Origin of the sequence: Bacillus sp. FSL R5-0431, assembly GCF_038002985.1 — a bacterium.
In the GTDB taxonomy this organism is placed as follows: Bacteria; Bacillota; Bacilli; order Bacillales; family Bacillaceae; genus Bacillus.
The window spans coordinates 1,581,340-1,606,037 of sequence record NZ_JBBOOG010000001.1; the positions used below are offsets into that span (position 1 = coordinate 1,581,340).

Here is a 24,698-nt window from a genome sequence, read left to right on the forward strand (position 1 = left end):
CCAAACAAGGATCGAAAAAGATGTAAAAAAATTCCGTTTTTTGTTGGAAAAGAGCAAAAGGCTGGTGGTGGATTGAAACAAATCGACAAGGATTCAAAGCAGTTATGGCGTGTTTATTTATGGACACTTTCATTCTTAAAGCCTTATACAGGTAAAGTGATTCTAGTCATTATAAGTGGTTTCGTTATTACCTTGAGCGAGCTCATTATACCTAAATTTATTCAATATTTTATTGAGACCATTTTGCCAGCAAAAGACTTTTCAAAAATGAATGGTTTATTGTTAGGACTGACTGGCTTAATTGTACTTGGTATTATACTGACAGCCGCAAGAAATTTATGGCAAAGAAAATTAATTGAACAAGCCTCAAGAGATTCACAATTTGCTGCCTTCCAGCAAATCCGTCAACTTGGTTTCTCATACTACGAACAACATTCTGTTAGTGAAACACTCTCCTTTGTTAACACACAGACACGAGCTGTACAAGAAATTTACAGACGATACTTCCCACAATTTATCAATCAGATATTATTTATCGCCATCTCACTTTACTTTATGATAAACATTTCTATCTTACTCACATTCATCATCATTCCAAGTTTTATTCTCTACTATGTCTTTGGACCATGGCTTGAAAAAAAGGCAACTATTTACGGTAGACAAAGTGCGGAAGGTTTTCGCACGCTACAAACAAAATTATATGAAAGTCTTGCTTCGATGGAAGAGCTTAGAATTTTAGGCTATATGAAATGGGATATGGAACGGATTCAAACACTGCATGAAAAAGTGCGCCAAGATCATGAGAAAAATGTTTTTTTCGCCTATTTACGAGGAAGCAATCGCAGGCTGACTTATTATATTGGCGCTCTTGCCACTTTTGGTATCGGTATCCATCTTGTAAAGACTGGACAGCTAACGACAGGTGGTTTTGTGGCATATATACTATATTATTTTTCAGCGATGCATATGCTTACTTCCATTGTCACACTTTTAACAGAACAACGGATATTAACCTTTCAAATTGAACCTTTATATCATTTTATGAAAAAAACACCTGATATTAGAGAGCCTCAGCAGCCGGTGCACCTTGATCATGTAGAAGGCGATATCGTGTTTCATGACGTCGATTTTCATTATCCAATGCATCCTCCTTTATTAAAAGGGATGAATCTACATATTCGGCAGGGTGAAAAAGTAGCTCTGGTCGGTACGAGCGGCGGAGGGAAAACATCGCTTCTTAAGCTAATTGGACGCTTTTATGATCCCTCATCCGGGATGATTACAATGAATGGAGTTGATTTGCGCCGTTTACCTACTAGTCAAATAAGAGATGCGATGGGGTTTGTTTTTCAAGAAACGTTCTTATTTAATATGAGTGTAAAGGACAATATTCGTTTTGGAGATACAAGTCTTTCAGATCAACAGATCATTGAAGCCGCAAAAAAAGCAGATTGTGATTCATTTATTAGAGAATTAGAAGATGGATACGACACCATACTCGGGGAAAGGGGATTAAAACTTTCTGGCGGGCAAAAACAAAAAATAGCTATTGCCAGGCTATTTGCTAAGAATCCAAGTGTTGTATTACTCGACGAAGCCACAGCATCTCTTGACAATGTCAGTGAGCAAAAAGTCCAGCAGGCATTACACCAAACATTTAAGGAGTCTACTGTCATTGCAGTTGCTCATCGTTTATCAACGGTAAGACATTTTGACAGAATTATCTTTATAGAAGATGGTTGTGTGTTAGAAGCTGGACAATTTAATGAATTGATGAGGAAAAAGGGGCATTTTTATCAATTGGCGTCTGACCGCTCAGAAAAGGAGGCAGGTGTAACATGAGAAAAAATTGGCTGTTTCTTTTGATCACAAGGCAAAAATGGATGCTCATCCTTGCTCTTTTACTCGTTTTGATTGAAGTAGCAGCTAATTTAGCCATGATAGGACTGCAAAAGTGGCTCATTGACGATGTTCTTTTGAATAGTGGTGACAGTCAACATTTCTCCCAGATCTTGATGCTGTTTGCCATTATATTTCTCGTATATGTTGTAATGTTTGTTGCCAGCCCATATGTGATGCATAAAAACTATCTGATCATCCATCATTCATTGCAGAAAAAGATGTTAGATCAGCTTCAGCAGGTATCCATGAGATCATATAAAACTCACCCAGTTAGTTTTTATTTACACAAGCTTAATCAAGATGTAAAGACAGTTGCTGTCACGGCTGCTTTACATATACCGAAAATTGTACAAACGATTTTTATGGCCGTTGTTTTATCTATCATTTTACTATCTGTGAGTTCTGTCTTATTTTTCTTGCTTCTCTTTGCAAGCACTTGTTATTTCATTGTCGGTAAAAAAATGGCGAAAACGGCAACAAACATAGCAAAAGATGTGCAGGAGAGAAAATCAGACCTATTCGTGCATGTAGAAGAAGGAATTTCTTCTACAAGGGAAGTTGTCGCATTTAATCGACGCAAGTGGGAAATCGGTTTGTATGAAAAGCTATTTAACAAAATGATGGATCGTGTCATGAAGGAAGGTAAGTTTCAAAATAAGCTTCTTTTTTTAACAGAACCATTGAAATGGTTTGGAATACTATCAGTTCTAGTGTTTGGCACATATCAAGTAGCAGCAGGAAACATGTCAATCGGTTTATTTGTCGTCATTTACCAATATGCATCTCAATTAATGAAGAGTTATCAGGAGTTATTCCAGTATGTATTTGAATTTTTCCAACAGCGTGCATCCGTTCATCGAATCGCAGAAGTGCTACAAATGAAAAACGAAGAAAAAGGAACAAAACGAATAGATGCTGTAGAAGACGTGGTGTTTGAAGATGTTTGCTTTTCTTATGAACAAACATCTAAAGGGGCTTTAGACTGCTTGAATCTTCATATTCCAAAGGGAAGGAAAGTGGCTATTGTTGGAGCGAGCGGCAGCGGGAAATCGACGATCTCAAAGCTCACACTTGGACTTTACCGGCCGGATAGCGGGGGAATTTTAGTGAATGGGGTTGATCTATCAGAGATAAAGCCATCTCATTTATTAAAGCGAATAGCCGTTGTCCCGCAAGAGCCCTATTTTTTCCCAGACACTATACGCCTGAATTTAATCATGGGATTAAATGATATTACCGAAGAACAACTTGAACAGGCTTGTGAAGTTGCACAAATTCTTTCCTTCATCAAAGGGCTTGAAAAAGGTTTTGACACAGTCATTGGAGAGAGGGGAATTTCCCTATCAGGAGGACAAAGACAGCGCTTAGCTATCGCCAGAGCGCTTTTAAAACAGGCTGATTTACTTATATTAGATGAGGCGACCTCCGCGCTTGATCGGCAGACAGAAAGGAAGGTTCAAAAAGGGATAGACGATGCCAAAGGGGGCGGCACCCTGCTTGTTATTGCGCACAGATTATCGACCATACAAAATGCAGATATGATCTATGTACTTGAAGGCGGTGCTGTTCAAAGCTGCGGTACACATGAGGAGCTGATGGAAGCCTCCTCGCATTACCGCTCTTTATTTATGGCGCAGGTGATTACAGCGTCTTAGTCAGTTTGTTTTTAACCAAAGTGAAGAGTCGATCTAAGGTGCGGAAGTGGTCCGGATGTAATTCTTCGTCTTCAAAGGCAATATGAAAGGTGTCCTCTAATGAAATAACAAAAGAGACGATTTGGACAGAATTTAGTCCTAAAGCTTTTAAACTATCATCCCGACTTGGCTGCTCATTGAGCGATAACTTATTCATTACAAGTTGGACAATTTTTTCTTCAACTTCAGTTATTGTCAGTTCATTCATGTCGCGGCTCCTTTCTAAGAGATTGATATATGTTACATTTTGGTTTATTAAGGAAAAAAATGCAATTGTTTTTATAAATCTATCATAAGGGGTGGCATTCATTGTCATATGTAAGCTATCAAAAAAAGGATGTTCGTGTGGTATTAGGTGCAGATGAATCAATTCAGAATTTAGTCATAAGTAAAGTGCATCCCTATATTGATTGCAGAAAAATAACCGAAAGACATGAAGGAGACGTTTGGACGATTTTAACCAGTAAATATGCACAAGAAATTCAAAAAGAAGTACCGCTTGAAGAAGTCTTTTACCAAACGAAGATGGAACCCCGCTGCCGCTACCTGTATCACGGAGAGAAAAAAGTGATTGTGATAGATGAACCAAAAGATGTCAGATGGGCAGCCCAGCATGCACTCCGGTTAATAAGAGTTTTGCTTCGCCTTTTGTGTTATCAGGATGGACTCATCTATTTGCATGGGGGCATGATGGAGATGAATCAAAAGGGGATTGCCCTAGTAGGGGGATCAAGGGCGGGGAAAACGTCCACCATCTTATCCTTGTTATCATTAACCGAGGCCCGTTATATTACAAACGATGATATAGGTGTTTCATGTACGAACACCGAGTACACAGGAACTGGCTGGCCGAGATCTATGAGTATTCGGAAAGATTCGTTTGAAGCCATTGAAAAGCTTGGTACCCCATACAGACTCCAAACATCGAGTCATCCATTTAACGAGGATGATAAAAACTATCATTTTGTATATCCAGAAGAGTTAGAAAAATGGTTTTCACGTGAAGTCAAAACAATGGGAAAAATCGATGTGATTGTGTTTCCTGAATTTTTACCTCACGGGCAAACTGGTGCAGAACTTTCGAAAATGACTCCGCAGGAAGCAGCGGAACGTTTGAAGCAGCATGCAGTCATTAATCCTGGAAGACATAATGAATTCTTATTACCGTATTTCACATTGCCGACACCTGAAGAGCTAGAACCATTTCTTAACGCACTAGCGGAAAAGGTGCCTTGTTATTCATTAAAGCAGGCATTTACTTCTTTAGAGAAAGGCACTGTCCTCATTCAAGAGCTTCTTGAACAATCTGACATTGTCGTGTAAGACTTTTTGGAGGTGAGTTATGGTTGAGCAGGAGTATAAATATTTGTTGTCACAAACAGAGTTTCAGTACATATACGACATGTTAATTCAAAGTCATACACCTACTTATGTACTTAATTTCAATTACTATTACGACACACCAGATTTTTTATTGAAACGATTTGGTTATACCGTACGTATCCGTCAAATCAGCGGCAAACTAACACTTGAAATCAAACGCCCCAGTCAAACGTCTGGCTATAAAAGAGTAAGAGAAGAAACGTCATTACCTATTGAGGAGTTACCGCAAAAACTAGATGTACAGAACATCATGACGTCTTTACCTATTACAATCACTCAACAGCCAGAATTGTTAGGGCTATTGGTCACTGAACGAACAACCTTTTACATTGAGAAAGGCATCAAAGTAGATTTGGACCAAAGCAGCTATCTTGGCATCACAGATTATGAACTGGAAATTGAATATGACAGTGAAAAAGCATATGAGGCAGATCAATTGTTTCATACACTAACTGATGATTTGGACATGCCAGTCAATCGAAAAGGGAAGCGTTCTCGATTTATTACTAGATTTCAATCGTTTTACGGGAAGGAGTAGTCAAACATGCGGGCTGTTTTGGATCAATCTACTCTCTCAAACGAGCAGAGGCTGTTATTACTTAGCTCACGTATTCAATTAAATGAACAAGAAGAAGAGTCTATTAGAGCTCTATTGAAAGATGGCATCGATATGCCTAAATTAATTGGACTGGCATCAAGACATAAGGTGCTTCAACTGATTACGCCTCATTTGATTCGCCTTGACGATGAAAAAAACATTACGACAACATACAAATTTTTGCTTCACTATCACTATATAGGGAATCGTCAAAAAAATATGGAGAGATTCAAAGAATTCAAGCGTCTTTTACAAACATTCCGAAATGCAAAGCTGAAAGCGGTTCCCCTAAAAGGTGCCATTTTAACCCCGCTTGTGTACAAAGATTATGGACTGCGAATGATGTCAGACCTTGACTTCTTAATTCATCCAGATGATCGAAAGAGTGCCTCTTCATTGCTCAAGAAGGAAGGGTTTATCATCGGGAAATATGACTGGGCTGCCGATCAGGAAATACCGATTGCCAGAGAAGAAGAAATGATGTGGAGAATGAATGCCGGGAATCTTTATTCACATATTAAACGGAGCGGAGAAGATTTTTTGAAGGTACACCGAGTCGATTTTTCTTATGATGTTGAGCTGAAAAAAAACTACGAAGCAACAAATGCCTTGCTGGATGCTGCTGAAGAAAAGTCCTTTTTTCAAACAGATGTCTATTTGCTTAAGCCGTTAGATTTTCTTATCCATCTTGCCTTCCATCTATACAAGGAGGCAACAAATGTACAGTATGTCTACTTACATGCAGATCTTAATTTGATCAAGTTTTGTGATGTAAGGGAGTACGTCATGTTTGCTGTAGAGCAAAATCAGCTTGATTGGCATGCTTTGCAAGAAAGAGCGAAGGAATTAGGGGCCGAGAAAGCACTTTTTTACACGTTTACGTTTCTAGATTTATTGTATCAAACGAACTATATTGACCAATTGAAGCAGCTAGACATGAGTGACCAATCATTCTTAGAAGCCTATGGAGAGAATGATTTCGGTTCTTTGAAAATATGGAAAAAATCCTTTATTGAACGTTTTTTCAGCTTGGATAATCGCGATGAGCTTGAAGAGGAACCAGCCATACAGCTATTTCCTGAAAGGCAATAGCAAATTGAAGAGGAGGATTCTATATGGATATAAAAGCGCTTTTTGAAAAGCCAAAGAACGATTTTCCTTATGAAAAATCATTTGTGTTTGCAGGTATCCATTTTAATATTCTTTCAATGGAATCGCTGGCGATTGAAGATATTGAACATTATATCCCAAAAGAATTGGATCGCCGCGAGGGGGGGATACCTTCACAGATTGAAATACGATTTATCATTGATCCGGAGGTCGAACAGTCTGTTCGCAGTGCTTGCTTTCAAAAGGGTGAAACCATTACAGCAAAAAGGAAGTTTACTTATAAACGATTAAAATTAGACGATCAAGTATTATTTGCCTCACATGAAGGTGACGAGCCGCACAGTGTGGCGGTCAATAAAGGGCGTTATGCTGTGATTGGAAAAAACAAAAATGAGTCTGCGATACGCTGTCCACTGCGAATCGTTCGAGAAATTGCCCTTAGAACATTAGAAAATCAAGGTGGATGCTTTACGCATGCAGCAGCTGTCTCTTTTGAAGATGGCCAAAAAGGAGCGCTCATTATCGGCGATAAAGGTGCCGGGAAGTCAACCACTATGTGGCAGTTTTTGCATCATGGAGGAGCAGATTTTATCACAAACGATCGTTCCATTTCAGTGCTTGAAGATCAGGAACTTACTGTGTATGGATGGCCGATGTGCTTGGCGCTTGGAGTAGGAACTGTCCAAGCCACAACAAATATACAGGAACTGAAAAACAAAAAATTCAGCCGGTCTCAAGATAAAAGAATATGGGATGAAACCATATCAACAGAGGAAGAGGCAAAAGAAAAATGGGCCAGCGGCTGTAAGTTTGAAATTACACCAAAAGAAGCTGCTGAAATGACAGGAACAACGATTAGAAGCTCTACGAAAGTAGATATGGTGATTTTCCCCTCACTTAAAATAGGTTCAGGTGAGATTAGGCTTGTGCCGGTAAAAAAGGATGATCAAAGAGCAAAAGAAATTATGGCAGCAAATATAAGAGAACCAGAAGATCCCGACTATTTAAAAGGCTGGCTCGGACTTCGACATGTGTCAGATACCTTTCTCAAGCAAAAGGCATCTGAGCTTATCCATCACTTGTTTAACATGCCATGCTTTTATTTAGAGGGTGATCCGCGTCACCTGCAAGAAGCAATTCCAGATCTGTTAAACAAAAAAGTCAGTTCGATTTAAAGAGACGATTGTCTAAACATTCGTTTGAGCCGGTCTTCACGTTTTTTCATTTGCTCGTGATCTGCTGGCAGCAAAATTTGAAAGAGCATTTCGGCAATTGGCCGTGCGAGCCTTTCGTCAGAGTTCATTAGAATGCAAACACCTAATTTTCGCTTTGGAATGAATCCAATATAGGAGGTGAACCCTTTAATTTCTCCGCTATGTTCAGCTAAGGTGAAGCCGTTAAAAGGTCTCAAAAACCATGAAAGACCAACACCTCTGCTGAAATCTTCTTCAACCATAACGGGGCTTTGCATTTCTTTTAGCGAATGCTGAGGAAGCAGGCTGTTTCCACCGTATTGAGCTTGAATGAATTGAATCAGATCATCTGCTGTGGAGATTAGTCCGCTTGAACCGTCCTCCCAAGATGGTGTTTCAGCACTTGGATAGGATACGTCAGACAGGCCTGAGGAAGAAACTGTATACCCTTTGGCTGTGGATGCTGTTTCAATAAATCCAGTTTGCTTCAAATCGAGCGGTTTTAGTATGTGGGTATGCACTAATTCTCTATATGGCTGATGACTCACCTTTTCTAGCACTTTACTTAATATAGAGTAGCCAAGACTGGAATAATTGATGATAGACCAAGGCGGTGTGAAAATAGTGAGTATTTCAATACACTGAGCTAGAGTCATATCTCGTAAATGAGCTGCTTTGTCGAGTGCTTTGGGCAGGCCTGAGATATGAGAGGCAATCATTCGGAAAGTGAGTGGAATTGATTCAGACAAGTGACTTCTTATGAAAGAAAGTAATGGTTCGTAAGTATGAATGGGTTCATCGAGTTGAATCAATCCATCCTCTCGCATTTTCATCATGACCATTGCAGTAAAAGGCTTAGTCACAGAACCAATTCGAAAGGTTGTGTCTTTTGTAATAGGGGTGCCGCTTTCAATATCAGCGAGGCCCTCATGCCACGACCAAATGTGCTCATCTTCATGTGAAATACAAATGGAACAGCCGGGAATTTGATGTTGTTCTAATAATTTCCTAATATCGGTGGTTGTATCTTGCAGACGCTGCAGGATCGATTCATTGATCAAAATAGACACCTCTTTCATACAGAATATATATATATTACCAAATGTTTCATATTGTTTTAAGATGAACGATCAATATTTTTATATTTTAAAAGAGAGCGGGCGATAGATGATGAAAACAATTCAAAAAACCATTCTTGATATTTTAAAAGGTGATGGCCAAGATATAGAACAAATTCCATATGAGCTTGTGGAACGTAAAGGTGTAGGTCATCCAGATACGATGTGTGACGCCATAGCAGAAAGAGCTTCTCAATACTATTCTCAATATTGCATGGAGCATTTCGGCAGAGTGGCACACCACTGGTTTGACAAAGTCATGCTTCTTGGCGGAGATGCTGATGTCACGTATGGGAAAGGGACAATGGTCAAACCGTATCAAGTTGTGTTTGCTGGAAAAGGGGCATACGCATACGGCGATGAGCTCATTCCTCTTAAAAAGATTCTTTTTGATGCGGCAAAGGATGTGTTATCAGAGGTGACAACAGGATTTGATCCTGAAGAACATCTCGTCATTGACTGCCGAATCGTTGATCATCAGGGGGCAGGCCGCAAAAATTCACGATATCGTCCGATGGTTGAAACGGACATGATTGAAATCGGTGATCCAAAGCTTGTGTCAAACGACTGTAACTTACTGCATGCTCATGCCCCATTAAGCCGTCTTGAGAAGCTGGTTCTTTATACAGAGCGTTATGTGAATGGCCCAGAATTTAAAAAGGTCAATCCAGATACCGGCTGGGATGTAAAAATATTTGGAAGCAGACGTCATGAAGATTTTAAACTCATTGTGAACATGCCTTTTCTAGCTAAAGATATTCATAGTCTTGAGGAGTATTTTGCCCGCAAAAAAGAATGCCAAGATCAAATCGCTCGCTATATTCATGAAACGTTAGGCCTCACGCCTGATCTCATGCTGAATGCAACAGATCGTAATGGCCGTCCGTACTTAACAGCGCTAGGTTCTGTAGCAGATACCGGCGATGTAGGAGTTGTTGGAAGAGGAAATAGATTAAATGGACTGATCACCCCAATGCGGTCTATGAGTATTGAAGCGCCGGCTGGGAAAAACCCGCTTGATCATACAGGAAAATTATATGGGGTGCTCGCACAACGGTTGGCAGATCAAATTTTTGAGACCATTCAAAAGCCAACAGAAGTGCATATCTTTACTTCAAAAGAGGCACCGCTCCACAACCCGGATGAAATTGCCGTCCGTATTCAGCAGTGGGATGGAAATGAAGTTGATAGAAAAAGAATTGAAGACCTCATCATGAATGCGGTTCATTCAATGGGCGATGTGACAACAGATTTAATTTTTAAAGGCGTGACAATGTGGTAAAAAGGATGAAAAAAAGAGTCATTGATGCCGTTCATGCATGTATTCATACAAAAGAACCTATGGCAGTGACCATTCATCCATATGAAATTGAAAAACAACAACAATTGAATCAACATCATCTTCTGTTGATACTAAAGCCTGAATTAACAAGCATCAATAAAGGTGTACAGTTGGATTTAATACTAGATGAACTTCTCCAACGATTAGATGATCGTGATGTAGAAATAGGAGCCGTGCGTGTTATATCATCCTTATATTTGAAAGAAAAGAAAATAATTGAGAATCAATATGGGATGCTAAATAAAATTTCTAAAAATGGCCTGAGTGAAGTGTCAGATGCAGCAAAAAAGATGCTCGACATGAAATACCCAGAGTTTAAAAAGAAGGAACATTTCATATATGGAGGCCATCAATTTTTACAAGAGTACAAAGAGCTCACGCCGTATGGTTTAGAGCTTTTAACCCGGAACGTCAAGGTAGACAAGCTGGGTGCGGGCACATACGCCATAGAGGCCGAGGTGGATGGAGAAAAAATGCTTCTGCTCAATTCATTCCACCCTTGTCAAATAGAGTGGTTCACTTCACCTGCAAAGTCTATTATCGTCATTGAATGTTTTTCAAAGCAGCCAATGAGGATGTTGAGAGAAGATTTCATCGGTGCAACGGACCCTAAAGAGGCTAAAGCGGGTTCTTTTAAACACACGCTGCTGTCGGAGCAAAAACGGTTTGGTTTATCTAACGTGTGTACTCGGTTTAATGGCATTCACCTGTCACCGGGTCCTGTAGAAGCAATGGCGGGAATGATTCACTATTTTAGTACACCTGAAACAAGGATGACTCCCGCGCATACACTTTTTGGCCAGCTGTTAAAGGAAAATGGCTTTTCGGCGGAAGCATTAGATCTATTATGTAAAGATGTGTCCATTCATTCAAGCGAAACGCCCGTATTTGAATTAACAGAAAACCTAAATTGGGATGAAGCACTTGATCTGCTAGTAAAAGTGAGAAACGACATTCAAAAGCATGAACGTGTTCTGTAACGGAGGGAACAACTTGAACAATAAAGGAGCTAGCCAGCGAATTTGGATTGTCGGTCCACCTGGATCTGGAAAAACGACCCTTGCACATCAATTGAAGCAGGAGTTAACGTTACCTCACTATGAGCTCGATGCCCTATTCTGGCAAGCGAACTGGAAAAAAACAGATAAGACGGTGTTTATCGATAACGTCCATGAAATTGTCAAACAAAAGAAATGGGTCGTTGATGGTCAATATTCATCTGTTCACCACATATTGGCTGAATATGCTGATACGATCATTTGGCTTGATGTAAAGAGAAGACAGACATTCCCCCGTCTCATGAAAAGGACATTCAAACGGCTCATCACAAGGGAGAAACTTTGGAATGGAAATAAGGAGAGAATGGGTAACGCGCTCCAATTTTTCTCATATGCCTTTCAAGTCTATCCAGAGGTGATTCATCAAAACGAAAAGCTTTTTCACAAATTAAAAGAAGAATCTCATGTGAAATGCCTGCGCATAGACAAGCGGGACGAGGCAGACCAGGTGATTATGAAAATCAAAAACCTTGAGAAAAAGGGGTGAGGACATGACGACATTAGATGATGCTTATAATGTCCTGAAATATTGGTTTTCGGAACAGCCGATCCGTTTAACACCTTTAAACGGAAGAAGCCCTAATGAAGGATGGCTTGTAGAAACGATCAAAAACCGCTTTGTCTTAAAAAAATGTGCAAGAAATCATGATGCGGAGTGGCTTCAATATTTAGAGGATTTAACAGATGCTCTGCTTGATCATGGCTTCCCGATTCAACCTATGATGGAGGCAGAAGACCGTCGTAAGACCATTTTATTCAAAGAACACTTTTGGCAGCTGCGGCCCTATTTCGAAGGAAGACCATATGAAATGGGAAATCGTTCAGATGAACAAGAAGCCATCCGGGTATTAAAACAGCTCCATTCATTGAAGAACTTACCGAAAGGGCCTGTGAATCCAAACTGCGAATTGAATAACTGGATTACTTCTCCGGACGAAACGCTCGGCAAGACGGCTTACGCACTAAAAAAGGTTGTTTCTTCTAAAAAGGCTGCTGCTTTGCTCAAAGTGTATGAACGGGAACTAATGAATATCATCACGCTGCTAAACCCTAGTATATATGAAGCATTACCTCATGCTGTTACACATGGTGACTTTCATTCTGGCAACCTGTTAATTCGTAACAAAAAGCTTGCCATGGTTCTTGACTTTGATACAGCAGGCTTTAGACCGCGAATATATGATGCAGCCATATCTGCTTTTTTGTTAACGAGAATCAAGAGAGGAACGTTTCAACTAGATATTGTGAAAACGATTCAATTTTTAAAGGCATATGCAGATGACTTATCCGAATATGAATGGCGTTCTATATCTGCTTTTATCAGACTTTTATATATTCCAACAGGGCGGTATTTAACACTGCTGCATACCTATACACCTCACCTACTGAAATGGTATATTGATTGGTCTTTTCAAGCACTAGAATCTGCATCGAACCAGCTGAAGGAAGATTGGTATCTCCAAAAGGAGATGAGAATATGAAGGTCGCTGTTGTCACTGGTGGAAATAGGGGCATAGGCAAAGAAGTATGCAGACAGCTTGCGCAGTGTGGAATGCTTGTTATTTTAACTGCACGGCAGCTTGAAAGTGCCAAAATAGCTGCGTCTGAAATGACAGAGCATGTTGTGCCATTTCAGCTGGATGTAACAAATGAAGAATCGGTTGAACGTTTCTCGGCATTTATGAAAGATTCGTTCGGGAGAGTGGATGTGCTCATTAATAATGCCGGTGTCTTTCATGACAACATAAAGGATCACACATTTCCATCTTTTCTAGATCTTCCTGTATCGACACTCCAAGAAACGATGAATGTGAATGTATATGGCGCAGTCAGAATGACCAAGGCGGTTTTCCCTTACATGAAAGAGGCTGGATATGGACGGATTGTCAATGTATCTAGCGGTATGGGAAGGCTATCCGCGATCTACGCTTCAGGCGATGTCAGGCGTGACGGTAAAAGTGGTCCTTACTACCGGATGTCAAAAGCGGCACTACATGTTCTCACAAAAGTCACAGCTTTAGAGGGGTCACCCTATTCTATCCTTGCAAATGCTGTGTGTCCTGGCTGGGTACAAACGGACATGGGGACCTCAGAGGCTGTTAAAACCATACAGGAAGGTGCATCAGGAATAGTGTGGGCGGCACAGCTGCCCCGAGATGGACCAACAGGAGAATTGTTGAGAGACGGTCAAAGACTTCAGTGGTAAGAGGAGGCAGCTACATGCGAGGTATGAAAGGAAAGACGGTTATTGTGACAGGCGGAGCTCAGGGGATTGGATATGCGGTCGCAGAACGAGCCGCACAAGAAGGCGCACAAGTCGCCATTGCTGATCACTATGTAGATTACGGAATTGCAGCAGAAAAACAGCTCAAAGCAAACGGATATGATGTTTTGTTTATAGAGGCTGATATTGCTGATGAAGCATCAATTGTTTCAATGATAGAAAAAACAGTCAATCATTTTGGGAAAATAGACATGCTGGTGAATTGTGCAGCCATTTTTATCATGCGGGGTCTTGAAGCAACCGTTGAAGAATGGCGGCGCATCATGGATTTGAATATTATGGGACAAGCTCTTTGTGTCAAACACACCGCACCTTACATGGAGAAAATAGGAAAAGGGTCGATTGTAAATATTGCATCCATTTCAGGACACATTGCCCAGCCGAAATATTTAACATATAACGCGACAAAAGCAGCCGTTGTCAATATGACGCGGTGCATGGCAATGGATTTGGCGGATGCAGGTATTCGTGTAAATGCAGTGAATCCAGGTACGGTGTGGAACAAAAATAACGAGCGATTTCATTTGGAAGAACTTGGATTGACAAGAGAGCAAGCAAATCAGCATCCTGATATTGGCGGGATGCACATGTTGAAACGAACAGCTGATCCAGAAGAGATCGCATCTGCTGTCATCTTCCTTCTTTCAGATGAAGCGAGTTTTATTACAGGAGAAAATTTGATGGTTGATGGCGGCTATACTGCCATGTAGAGGAGTAAAAATTGCATGAAATTTGATCTGCACACACATCATCAACGCTGTGGTCATGCGGAAGGGAACATCAGAGAATATATCGATGAGGCTGTCAAATTAGGTCTTGATTTTATTGGAATATCGGATCACTCCCCGTTCTTTGGTGAAGAGGCTGACCACTTTAAACCCTGGGTAGCGATGGCTAAAAGTGATTTTCAATCATATATAGAGGAAGTCCTGCAGTTGAAAAAGGAATATGACGGAAAAATTCACGTGCTGTTAGGTGTCGAATCTGACTATTTTCCAGAACACGAGGCCCTTTACCGAGACGTGTATCGACATTATCCATTTGATTATATCATTGGCTCGGTTCATGTCAGTAATGGATATGACCTATTTAACCGGAAACGGTGGGAACGAATCACAGAGCAACAAGCAATCATTGAAAAAGAAACATATTACCAGTTGATTAAAATGTCTGCTGAGAGTCAAATGTTCGACGTTTTAGGCCATATTGACGCCTTAAAAGGTTTTTATCCAGAGATTGCTCATCTCAAAACAGAAGCTGTCGATGATGCACTGCAAGCAATTGCGGAGAGTGGTTCTGTCATTGAAGTGAATACCTCTGGCAAATCAAAAGACTGCGGCGGCTGGTATCCATCAATGGATCTATTAGAGCGAGCCAAATTTTATGGTGTGGATGTCACGTTTGGCTCAGATGCACATCAGCCAGCCCGCGTAGCAGATGATTGGCTGAAAGTAAAACAGACACTGAAGGAATTAGGTTATCGAGAATGGTATATCTTTCAATCTCGTCAAAAGCGAAAATTGGTTCTATAAATTCTAAAAAAAGGGGTTATGAAAATGACAAAAGTTCGCGTAGCAATTGCAGGAGTAGGATCATGCGCTTCAAGTATTGTTCAATTTGTAGAATTGGCAAAGGAAAAGATGGGTACCCTCTCCGGTGTTATGCATGATGTCATTGGAGGTTATCACTTGTCTGATGTGGAATTTGTTGCAGCTTTTGAAGTAGATCAAAATAAAGTAGGAAAAGACTTATCAGAGGCTATTTTTACTAAACCAACGGCTGCAGTAAAACATATAGATGTTCCGTTTTTCCAAGTACCCGTTGAAGCAGGTCCTTTATGTGATGGTCTTGAAGGAGATTTGTCCAACTGCATTCAGCCGCATGAACACTCATTAAAAATGAACACACATGATGTGACGCAAAGATTAAAGGACGTTCAGGCAGATGTACTAGTCTGCTTCTTACCGACAGGTTCGTTTGAAGCAGTTCGAGTATACGCAGAGGCGTGTGCACACGCTCAAACTGCCTTTATTAATGCGACACCTGAACCGGTGGCAAATGATCCTGAATTTGTCAAAATGTTTGAAGAGTCGAATACCCCGCTCCTTGGAGATGACTTAAGAAGTCATTTAGGTGCCACAACACTGCATACAGCGTTAATTGAACTATTAAAATCCCGAGGGGTTGATATTACCAATACGTACCAATTGAATGTCGGAGGCAATACAGACTTTTTAAACCTTGCCAACCCAATGAGATCAACGAGTAAGCAAAAATCGAAGAGAAAAGCGTTATTTGCCTCTGGTATTGATGCCAGCGAAGTGGCAGCAGGTCCGAATGGCTATGTCAGCTACTTAGGGGATCATAAAGTCTGCTTCCTGCGATTGGAAGGAAATTCTGTTTTGGATTCAGACATTTCGCTTGAAATCCGTTTACAAGTAGAAGATTCTCCGAATTCAGCTGGTGTTATCGCTAACGCAATGCGTGTAGCAAAAGCAGCTAAAGACATGAATCACAGCGGTGTCATACATGACGTCTGCCCATTCTTATTCAAAAGCCCTCCAATTGGACAAGTAGATTCAGAATCATTGCGTCTATTCAATGAATATGTAGCAAATGCTGAGCTGAAAAAGGTGTGATCAGTGGAAGCAGAACTAAATTTTTGCGAGATAAAATTTGCCGCTTTTGACTTGGATGGAACATTAATTGATGACCGAGGTCAACTTATTGGTGATGTCCATGGCGCAGTGAACATGCTGCGCCAAAGAGGCATTATTTCAATTATTGTCACAGGCAGAACCTATGATTCTTTCTTCTCTCTGAACTTAGATCCATCTTTACTCGATTTATTTCATCATGATGTTTTGCTGAATGATGGAAATGTGATTTGCCACCATCAAAAGAAAACATTTGACGTTAAACAATATCTAGATGCTGCTTTATGCCGGCAGGTCATCTCGTCACTTGATGGTCAAGCTGAATTTGTCATGGAATCACATGGGAAGCATGTGGCATCAAGTAAAAGCGCTAAGTTGAAATATTGTATGCTTTACACATTTCCACGAGAAAAAATAGAGGTTGGTCATCAGAAAGAATTCAGATTTGACCGTGTGACAAAACTATTTATTTTACCGAAAGAAAAAATAGATATCGCTCATCTATTAAGAGATTGTCATTGTGATGTTGCGGATGCCCAGTTTTTAAATGCACAAGTGATATCCCCGAAAGGAATTTGTAAGGCAGATATGCTTGGGCACCATTTATTAGATTGTTTTGGAGAAAGTGATTTAAATCGTGTGATTGCTTTTGGAAATGGTCATAATGACAGACTGCTGCTGAAGAAGGCCAAGTGGGGGCTGGCAGTTCAAGATAGCCATCCATCGGCGATTGAGTTATGTGATGTTCATTTACAAGAGTCTATTTATGACTATCTTGATAAAGTTTTACAACCATTAGAAGCACCAAAAGTTATCAATGAAAAGGGAGGTATTTAGTTGAGAACCCTTCAGCTGCCTTTACCAGATGCACTAGAAGATACAATGATACCGGATTTTGTGGAAAGAGTTTCTTTTCTATCTGCCCATATTGTGCACGTTGATCTTCTTGAAGAGGAATCTGTTATTGAAGTAACAGTAGATCATACGGGAGATGCAGAGGCGATATCAGCTGCGTTTTTAAAGTTATCGTCAAATGTAGCTCAACTGCGGAGGTTTCGTGAAAAGGAAATGAAATCAAATATTCATTTATCCAGTGAACTTGTTCATTCGAAACTAAGCGACGATGACCAAAAGAGAACCTTCTATGATGAAATTGAAATGGAACTCTCACACTATTTTGATCAATTATTCTTAAATATGGGGATTTCACTTGGAGCCAAATTAAGAAGATACCCTTCTACGATGAGTAAAGAATTAATGGAAAAATGTAAATACCATACGAATTTTCCGCAAAATATTTATTCTGTTTTTGAAATACCACATGATTACCAGATTATTGATGACATTCGAGAAAAGCATCATGGTTTTCTGCCTGAACACTTCCAGCAAGCAGGCCGTTTTTTACAGCCGTGTATTTGTTATCACTGCTATGAGGAATGGGAAGGGAAGACCTATACAGACAATCAAATGATGACAGCAGCGGGGCAGTGTTTTAGACATGAAATTTCTTGGAAAGTAGACCCTCTAAGGAAACTAGAATTTAGTATGCGTGAAATTGTCTTTATCGGTGATAACGAATACATCAACGAAACAAGAAAAACACTTCTTGAACACACATGGCAATGTTTTCATCAGCTTGGCCTTAGTGGAAAGGTCACGACCGCAAATGACCCCTTTTTCTTTTATGATGATATGGATAAAGCGAATTATCAATTAATGGCGAACAGCAAATATGAGTTAGTTGCTGTGACAGAAAAGAAAGACGTTTCGATCGCTTCTTTTAATGACTGTGGAGAAATGCTTTGTGAAAGGTTCCAGATCAAGGGAGAAGATGGTATGCCGCTTTATTCGGGTTGTGCCGCATTTGGTATCGATCGATGGGTTCAAGTATTTTTACAAACATACGGTCGAAATCGAAAGAATTGGCCGGATGAAATGCTTCTTATAAAGGAGGGTCACTATGCTGCAAAGTAATCTGACTCAAGAAGAGCACACAGCCCTCATTTTATCTACTCCTTTTTTAGAAGACAGTCAGATAGAAGAGATGCAGGAGCTTCTGTATCAGCAGCAAGACTGGAATGTCATTCTCGGAATGCTGCATGTTCATCGGACAGCAGGTATTGCATGGAAGAATATTAAACGTCATGCCATTCATTTAAGAAAAGATTTTAAAGCAACTTATTTTTTAAAGTCATTAGAGATTATGTATAAGGGTCAATTAGAAACGGCACGAGACAATATCACATTAAACGATCAGTTATTCCAAGCACTTGATCAAAAAGGAATTGAGTATGCCATTGTAAAAGGAAGTGTGATTGGCCAGTGGGCATACGACGATGTAGGGCTTCGCTTATTTGGGGACAACGACCTCTTTATCTCACAAGATCAGCTGCAAGAAACTGGACATGTATTAAAAGAATTAGGCTATATTCAAGGTTCTTGGAACTATGAAACGGAGACAGTCACACCTGCGAAACGAAAAGACATTCTTTACCTCATCATGAACTCACATCAAACCTACACCTATATGAAACCTACACCAGAATGCCGCTTTATTGATTGTCATAAAATTGATGTTCAGTTTTCAGTTGACCTCATGACAGGAAACCGGACAGATTCAATTGTCCAAGAAATGCTGTCTAGACGAATTCAAACGTCTGTTGATCAACACCTTGTATGGTCATTAAAAGAAGAGGATATGCTGATTTTCTTATGTATTCATTTTTACAAAGAGGCGATTTATTTAAATGAAGTGGAGTCAATGAAAGACTTACTGCTTTATAAGTTGCTTGATATATATGGCATGTTTATGAGAGAAGACCTATTGGATGTGGATTTGTTTGTCCGTCGAACGAAAGCGTATGGCTTTGAAAAGATGGTCTATTTTGCTTTGCATTATGTGAATGAAGTCTTTCCTCATACGATTCCTGATCTTGTCATGGATGCACTTCAGCCTGAATCGCTTGCTTATTTATCTGAAGTGCTGGATGCAAATGATGTCGTTCATACCTGGAATCAGCCCATACGTAAACGATTCTTTCACATTAATCGATCTTTAGAAATACAAAAGCATTCTGTTCATAAGGAGTAGTGTGATGAAAGATCCGGCAGCGCTATTTGATTTTAAGGGAAGAAACGACGTGATATGGTTTGGGAATATGAATCAAGAACAAAGCTGGGAACAAACAAGAGCTTTACCTGTCATGACAGACCATGTTCAAAATGAACTGGTTCTTCAGCAAGAACAACAACTGCTTTTGATTGCTTCTAAGGATCATCATGTCATCATGCATCATCAGCCTGAACCTGCTTTTTTAGCCTATTTGGAAAAGAAAGGTGTCAAGCTTCCGCATATGATTCAAAAAGAAGATGCCTTGAAATTAAAGGGACTCATTGTACCCTATCTTTTAGATGAATCGGTTGAACAAGAATCATTAATTGAAAAAAGAAAGATTTATGGCTCAAATTCAACACTCGTAAAGCGATTCAATCATAAGATTTCGACTAGAAAATGGGCAGAAGAACATCAGTTTACTGTCACGTGTGGTGCTGTTTGTCAAAATGCTGACGAGTTAAAACAGACGTATGAAGAATTAAGGGCGAATCATTTCTCAAAAATGGTTCTGAAAATACCTTATGGATCATCTGGGAAGGGACTTCGTATTTTAAAAAACGAGAGAGAATTCATGCATCTAGTGACCTTTATCGAAAGAAGAAAAATCCAAACAGACCTCCTCTTAGAGGGGTGGCATCCGATTAAGCGATCTTTAAATGCCCAATTGCTCATTCAAGAGGAAGGATCACACTTACTTTCAATTACAGAACAGAAAATCAATGAAGACGGCATCTACTTAGGGACCGATTTTGCGCCTATTTATGAACTGAACAAAAAACGTGAATATGAAGTAATCATGCATCGAATCATAGAGCTTCTATATGAAGAAGGGTATCGAGGCGTGGTTGGCGTTGATTCGATAATTGATACAAATGAACAGCTCATACCGATCATTGAAATAAATGCCCGGTTCACGCAGGTTACTTATTTACTCCCAATCATTTGCCGTTTTTTTTCAACCTACGAATATATTGAAAGCCGCTTTAAAAGATTCTCATGCAGTGCCGACCTGCCATTTGAAGATGTATTAACGGAGGTAACAGAAGCACTCGGTCCGGGAGAAGATGGTGGGTTTTTTATTTATACTTTCGGTAAAACGAGAGCGGATGATATGTGGCACTATCGACTGTTTATATTGTTTTACCATATGAAGAAGGACAAGCAGATTCATATGCTGACAATGTTTGATGATATGGGATTTTCAGCAGAAAGGGGGAGAAAATTTGCCGAAAAATGACTCTACGCTCTTAGAGAAAGCGAATTGTTATGGGACGCCGATGTATGTATACGATGGAGAAGCATTGAAAGATCACTATGATCACATTACAGCATGGCTCCATCAATCAGCTGAGGTGTTCTTTTCATTTAAGTCCAATGGAAATGTCTCGATTGCGTCATTGTTACAGTCTTTTGGGGCTGGTATAGAAGTGGCTTCTGCAGGAGAGCTCCTTATGGCTGTAAAAGCAGGTTATTCGCCGACGCATATCATTTTTTCTGGCCCTGGTAAACAGAAGCAAGAGATCGATGTCGCTATTCAGCATGAGATCTATTGTATTATCGCCGAATCAAAGGAAGAGCTCATCTATATCGCTGAGTCTGCAAAGCATCAAAACAAACAGGCATCAGTAGGCATTCGGATTAATCCTGAATCCATTGAGTCACTAGCAAAAATCAAAATGGGCGGAGTTCCAAGTCCATTTGGGATAGATGAATCCAAACTGAAAGACGTATTTGACCTATTTCAGAAGTATGATCATTCGCTCTTATTTAAAGGGATTCATATGTATTTGGGGACTCAAGTTCTTGATGAAACATCGCTTTTATCATCGTTTGAATACACGCTCAACACAGCTGTTCGAATCAAGAATGAATTTGGACTAACATGCCAGATGGTTGATTTAGGCGGTGGGTTTGGAATTCCGTATTTTCAGCATGAGACACCCCTTCATGCTGAAAGGTTATTTCAAAACGTAGCGGAATTGATTAGAGCGTATGAAACTGAGCTGGAATTTCCGAGGTTTATTATTGAGATGGGGAGATTCCTTTTAGCGGAATGTGGTGTTTATTTAACAACTATACAATATGTAAAAGAATCAAAAGGGCAGACGTTTTTAATTGCAGATGGAGGAATGCATCATCATCAAGCGATGACGTTTAGAGGCAGGCTGCTCCGCAATAATTATCCGATGCGGCTCATTAAACCTTCTAGCAAACCCTCGGCTGTAGTGAAACAATCGATTGTTGGTCCACTTTGTACCCCGGAAGACTTAATTGGCAGGCAGGTGGAGCTTCCGCAAGGCGATGTAGGTGATCTTCTTTGTATTGAGAAATCTGGGGCATATGGACTTTGCTACAGCCCTACCTTATTTTTAGGTCATCCTTCTCCGCTAGAGCTGCTTTTGTTTGAAGGAAACGATTATGTCATTCGAGATAGAGGGACCTCGGATGATCTTTTATTGAAACAAAATAGATTATTCTTTAGACAAAGGAGGGATGAATATGACACTGACGGAGCTTCGTCAAGAAACGATTGATCGTCTCATTTTCCAATTTTCAGAAAGAGCGAGTCAGCTTGATGCCGAATTTCAGTTCCCGCATCAGAATCTAGATGAGCTGATTGATTGTGGATTACATGTCGCCAATATGCCGAAACAAGACGGGGGTCTTGGGTATGGATTTGAAGAAACGGTGACTCTTTTGTCACACATATCTAAAGGGTGCGCGTCGACAGGACTCATTATGGCGATGCATTACTATTCGCTCGGCGCATTTTCTGAAGTGCTTACAAGTGAGCAGCAGGCCATGGTTTTTGACGATATTCGGCGTTCAGGAGAGCTAATCGCTTCTGTTAGCGATCCGAATGTGATTTTTATTTATCAGCGTAAGCAAATGGACGGAATTCCGACCATTACCGCAGAAAAAACAGATGGCGGATATCTTGTGAGTGGAACTAAATTTACAGTGACTGGTGCACCGCGCATTAAATATTTACCGATTTATTGTCAGTATGCTCCGTCGTCATGCACATCTCAATATGGAATGACTGCGCTCTTAATGACATTACCGAGTGAAGGTGCTGCGATTGAGGAATCGTGGAATTATTCAGGCATGAGAGCATCGATGAGTCATCACATTCATTTTGATCAAGTGTTTATACCCGATCATCAGCTCATCGGGCGGGAAGGCTACGCAATAGAAGATACTGAAAATTTAATCTATTGGTTTCGTCTAGCTGTTACAGCTGTTTATTATGGCATTGCAAAAGCAGCATATGAACATGCCCTCGGTATGACATATAAAAGAAATGATCGAATTTCCAAGAAAAAATCAGCCTTTTTACCAGGTCAACAATTTCGTATTGCAGATATGAAAATTAAATTAGATGTTGCACATTCTCAGCTTATGGCCTGTGCCCAGCAAGCAGATCAAGAAAAGAAACAAAATCATTACTCAAGTGATTTGTATACAAAGACGCTGATTACAAAACATTTTGTGACGCAAGCAGCAGAAGAAATCGTGCAGCTAGCTTCTCAGGTAGAGGGTTTTTCTTCATTACAGCAAGGATCTTTGCTCGAGCGTTTAAGCCGAGATGTGAAAGCGGCAAAATTTCATCCGCCTTCTGAAGATTTATTAAAAGAAGTGATTGCGAAAAAAGAGCTGGGCATTATCCCGTTAAAAAATCGCTGGGTATGATGGCAAGAAAAAGGAGGAGACATATGTGGCTACTGCAGCACCTATTTACCGGAACAATTACTTAAACTGTTCTCAATTAACGATTGCAGCCATGCTTCTTAGAAAAGGGATTGGAATTGATAGGATTTGGAGGCAGGCAGGCCTTGTTTATAGATCTCAAGACCAAGGGTTTGTTTTGATCGGTTCCTTTAAACATTTTCGTGATGATATTCTACATCATAATGGCATTCATTTAGAAGAAATTTTTTACACGGAAGAGGAATTAGACCTTTATATCAACCGTGTGTTTAAACAGCATCCAAGCAGAGGGACTGTGTCTGTTTCCTTAGATATATATGATTTACCGTACTGTCCATTTTACGAAAGAGAACATGGGTATCACACATTGGAAGTACTTGAGGTGAATGATGATCATGCAGTGATCAGTGACCATGCTTACTCCTATCATGGCACATTGAGCAAAGGCCATTTGATGAAAGCTGCCCGCTCTGTATATGAACATACACCTCGAACCGAAAATCGTTATAAGTGGATCAAACATGTGGAACTTCAGAAAGAACCAGATGTGCTGATGATATTAAAGGAGCATGCCGCCATCTTAGAAGGAGCACCGCCGCATTTTGATTTGCCTGGAGCTGTCACAGGGCTAGGCGCTATTTCAGTGATTCAAAGGGATTATATTGATAGTATCAAAGACAATGAAAATGGAAATTTATTAGACAATGTTTATTTTGAAGGACTAAAGGATGTGGCCAACTCCAGAAAACATATGGTGACATTCTTATCTTCTTATGAAAATGAGCTTTTACATTCCCTTATTCAAGCTTTTGAAGATGCTTATCAAAGCTGGACAGTGCTCGCCAATTTTACGGCTAGAGTAGGCCTCAGTAAAAAACCTCGCAGTATGATAGAAAGGACGGCGAATCGGTTTCAAAAAACATTAGAAGTGGAGACCAGTCTTCTCACAGAACTAAAAGAGGTGATTCAAAATGAAGACCTATCAAACTCTCTCTCTTCATGATTATGTCAATAACAGAGGCATCACATATCAAAATGAATATGAAAAAGGCCAATTAACAATTGGCGGAGCTTCTTTGCCGGCTGAGTTAATCATGAACGTGCAAGATCTTTTTATCGAAGGGATTCCTTTTCAGTTCATATATCAAGATCAAGGAGACAATATTGAATTAGAGGGACAGTCTATTCATTTTCCGCCACTTGAAGCAGAAGCGCTTCATGTCGTTGGCTGTTCATCCAATGGCAATCTTTACGAAGAGATTTCATTATTACGAGAGGGGAACGTTGTCTGTGAGACTCGGCTTTCATTAACGGATGTGATTGAACGTGAACCTGCATTTCATGATCGAGCGGCATATGCATTTGATTATATTCATACGGTATCCGGCATTAATCATCATTTGACATCAAACCTATGGCTTGATTCGCTCACCTTCTCGCAAAAAGTAGTTTTTGATGAAATTCGCTTTCAAGATAATCCATTTATGCATATTTTCGCAATGACGATTCAGCAGTCAGATCATTAATGGAAGG

24 protein-coding genes are annotated in these 24,698 nt (G+C 40.1%); 22 read left to right on the forward strand and 2 right to left on the reverse strand.

Going from position 1 to position 24,698, the window contains the following annotated elements; genetic code table 11:
* Positions 1-72: 72 nt before the first annotated feature.
* Together MKZ03_RS07885 and MKZ03_RS07890 are read left to right on the forward strand one after the other, a co-directional pair.
* Positions 73-1,842 (forward strand): ABC transporter ATP-binding protein, encoded by a 1,770-nt coding sequence (locus tag MKZ03_RS07885; protein ID WP_334749135.1) that lies wholly within the window; start codon positions 73-75, stop codon positions 1,840-1,842.
* A complete protein-coding gene (locus MKZ03_RS07890; RefSeq protein WP_334749136.1) occupies positions 1,839-3,557 on the forward strand; it encodes an ABC transporter ATP-binding protein in 1,719 nt (572 codons plus the stop codon). Before MKZ03_RS07885 ends, MKZ03_RS07890 begins: the two co-directional genes overlap by 4 nt.
* Here the strand turns inward: MKZ03_RS07890 and MKZ03_RS07895 are convergent.
* Complete coding sequence (locus MKZ03_RS07895) at positions 3,544-3,804, reverse strand: acyl carrier protein (RefSeq protein ID WP_189318235.1); 261 nt, start codon at positions 3,802-3,804, stop codon at positions 3,544-3,546. The two genes, MKZ03_RS07890 and MKZ03_RS07895, sit on opposite strands and share 14 nt — an antisense overlap.
* A gap of 101 nt (positions 3,805-3,905) precedes the next feature.
* Here MKZ03_RS07895 and MKZ03_RS07900 point away from each other — a divergent pair, with 101 nt between their 5' ends.
* The 4 genes from MKZ03_RS07900 to MKZ03_RS07915 are packed head-to-tail and all read left to right on the forward strand — an operon-like array spanning position 3,906 to position 7,862.
* Positions 3,906-4,919 carry a hypothetical protein gene (locus MKZ03_RS07900; RefSeq protein WP_106030871.1) on the forward strand — a complete coding sequence of 338 codons (1,014 nt, stop codon included), beginning with the start codon at positions 3,906-3,908 and terminating at the stop codon, positions 4,917-4,919.
* A gap of 19 nt (positions 4,920-4,938) precedes the next feature.
* Positions 4,939-5,517 carry a CYTH domain-containing protein gene (locus tag MKZ03_RS07905; protein ID WP_341031471.1) on the forward strand — a complete coding sequence of 193 codons (579 nt, stop codon included), beginning with the start codon at positions 4,939-4,941 and terminating at the stop codon, positions 5,515-5,517.
* A gap of 6 nt (positions 5,518-5,523) precedes the next feature.
* Positions 5,524-6,669 carry a nucleotidyltransferase domain-containing protein gene (locus MKZ03_RS07910; protein ID WP_341031473.1) on the forward strand — a complete coding sequence of 382 codons (1,146 nt, stop codon included), beginning with the start codon at positions 5,524-5,526 and terminating at the stop codon, positions 6,667-6,669.
* 23 nt (positions 6,670-6,692) lie between these two features.
* On the forward strand, positions 6,693-7,862 hold the full coding sequence (locus MKZ03_RS07915; protein ID WP_334749142.1) for a hypothetical protein: 1,170 nt from the start codon (positions 6,693-6,695) through the stop codon (positions 7,860-7,862).
* On the opposite strand, the gene MKZ03_RS07920 is transcribed toward MKZ03_RS07915, so the two are convergent.
* Positions 7,859-8,941, reverse strand: coding sequence for a serine hydrolase domain-containing protein (locus tag MKZ03_RS07920; protein WP_189318237.1), 1,083 nt, complete (start codon positions 8,939-8,941; stop codon positions 7,859-7,861). The two genes, MKZ03_RS07915 and MKZ03_RS07920, sit on opposite strands and share 4 nt — an antisense overlap.
* A gap of 109 nt (positions 8,942-9,050) precedes the next feature.
* Here MKZ03_RS07920 and MKZ03_RS07925 point away from each other — a divergent pair, with 109 nt between their 5' ends.
* The 16 genes from MKZ03_RS07925 to MKZ03_RS08000 are packed head-to-tail and all read left to right on the forward strand — an operon-like array spanning position 9,051 to position 24,691.
* Positions 9,051-10,280: a methionine adenosyltransferase gene (locus tag MKZ03_RS07925; protein WP_334749143.1), complete on the forward strand. Its 1,230-nt coding sequence runs from the start codon at positions 9,051-9,053 to the stop codon at positions 10,278-10,280.
* A 5-nt stretch (positions 10,281-10,285) separates the two neighbouring features.
* Complete coding sequence (locus tag MKZ03_RS07930; RefSeq protein WP_341031475.1) at positions 10,286-11,320, forward strand: hypothetical protein; 1,035 nt, start codon at positions 10,286-10,288, stop codon at positions 11,318-11,320.
* Between the two features lie 13 nt (positions 11,321-11,333).
* Positions 11,334-11,885 carry an AAA family ATPase gene (locus tag MKZ03_RS07935; protein WP_106030877.1) on the forward strand — a complete coding sequence of 184 codons (552 nt, stop codon included), beginning with the start codon at positions 11,334-11,336 and terminating at the stop codon, positions 11,883-11,885.
* A gap of 4 nt (positions 11,886-11,889) precedes the next feature.
* Positions 11,890-12,879 carry a phosphotransferase enzyme family protein gene (locus MKZ03_RS07940; RefSeq protein WP_341031477.1) on the forward strand — a complete coding sequence of 330 codons (990 nt, stop codon included), beginning with the start codon at positions 11,890-11,892 and terminating at the stop codon, positions 12,877-12,879.
* On the forward strand, positions 12,876-13,604 hold the full coding sequence (locus MKZ03_RS07945) for an SDR family NAD(P)-dependent oxidoreductase (protein ID WP_106030879.1): 729 nt from the start codon (positions 12,876-12,878) through the stop codon (positions 13,602-13,604). The genes MKZ03_RS07940 and MKZ03_RS07945 overlap by 4 nt, the downstream gene beginning before the upstream one ends.
* A gap of 14 nt (positions 13,605-13,618) precedes the next feature.
* Complete coding sequence (locus MKZ03_RS07950) at positions 13,619-14,392, forward strand: SDR family NAD(P)-dependent oxidoreductase (protein ID WP_106030880.1); 774 nt, start codon at positions 13,619-13,621, stop codon at positions 14,390-14,392.
* 15 nt (positions 14,393-14,407) lie between these two features.
* Positions 14,408-15,214, forward strand: coding sequence for a histidinol-phosphatase (locus MKZ03_RS07955; protein WP_341031479.1), 807 nt, complete (start codon positions 14,408-14,410; stop codon positions 15,212-15,214).
* Between the two features lie 24 nt (positions 15,215-15,238).
* On the forward strand, positions 15,239-16,321 hold the full coding sequence (locus MKZ03_RS07960) for an inositol-3-phosphate synthase (RefSeq protein ID WP_334749149.1): 1,083 nt from the start codon (positions 15,239-15,241) through the stop codon (positions 16,319-16,321).
* A 3-nt stretch (positions 16,322-16,324) separates the two neighbouring features.
* Complete coding sequence (locus MKZ03_RS07965; RefSeq protein WP_341031480.1) at positions 16,325-17,176, forward strand: HAD hydrolase family protein; 852 nt, start codon at positions 16,325-16,327, stop codon at positions 17,174-17,176.
* Positions 17,177-18,313 (forward strand): aminoacyl--tRNA ligase-related protein, encoded by a 1,137-nt coding sequence (locus tag MKZ03_RS07970; RefSeq protein WP_106030884.1) that lies wholly within the window; start codon positions 17,177-17,179, stop codon positions 18,311-18,313.
* Positions 18,300-19,430: a nucleotidyltransferase family protein gene (locus MKZ03_RS07975; RefSeq protein WP_334749150.1), complete on the forward strand. Its 1,131-nt coding sequence runs from the start codon at positions 18,300-18,302 to the stop codon at positions 19,428-19,430. Before MKZ03_RS07970 ends, MKZ03_RS07975 begins: the two co-directional genes overlap by 14 nt.
* Positions 19,431-19,434: 4 nt before the next feature.
* Positions 19,435-20,691 carry an ATP-grasp domain-containing protein gene (locus tag MKZ03_RS07980; protein ID WP_341031481.1) on the forward strand — a complete coding sequence of 419 codons (1,257 nt, stop codon included), beginning with the start codon at positions 19,435-19,437 and terminating at the stop codon, positions 20,689-20,691.
* Positions 20,678-21,988: a type III PLP-dependent enzyme gene (locus MKZ03_RS07985; RefSeq protein WP_341031482.1), complete on the forward strand. Its 1,311-nt coding sequence runs from the start codon at positions 20,678-20,680 to the stop codon at positions 21,986-21,988. Before MKZ03_RS07980 ends, MKZ03_RS07985 begins: the two co-directional genes overlap by 14 nt.
* Entirely contained in the window at positions 21,954-23,147 is a 1,194-nt protein-coding gene (locus tag MKZ03_RS07990) for an acyl-CoA dehydrogenase family protein (RefSeq protein WP_341031483.1), read from the forward strand. The genes MKZ03_RS07985 and MKZ03_RS07990 overlap by 35 nt, the downstream gene beginning before the upstream one ends.
* A gap of 25 nt (positions 23,148-23,172) precedes the next feature.
* Positions 23,173-24,168: a hypothetical protein gene (locus MKZ03_RS07995; protein WP_334749155.1), complete on the forward strand. Its 996-nt coding sequence runs from the start codon at positions 23,173-23,175 to the stop codon at positions 24,166-24,168.
* The gene (locus MKZ03_RS08000) at positions 24,137-24,691 is read left to right on the forward strand and encodes a hypothetical protein (RefSeq protein ID WP_106030890.1); all 555 of its coding nucleotides are present in this window, start codon (positions 24,137-24,139) and stop codon (positions 24,689-24,691) included. Before MKZ03_RS07995 ends, MKZ03_RS08000 begins: the two co-directional genes overlap by 32 nt.
* Positions 24,692-24,698 lie beyond the last annotated feature (7 nt).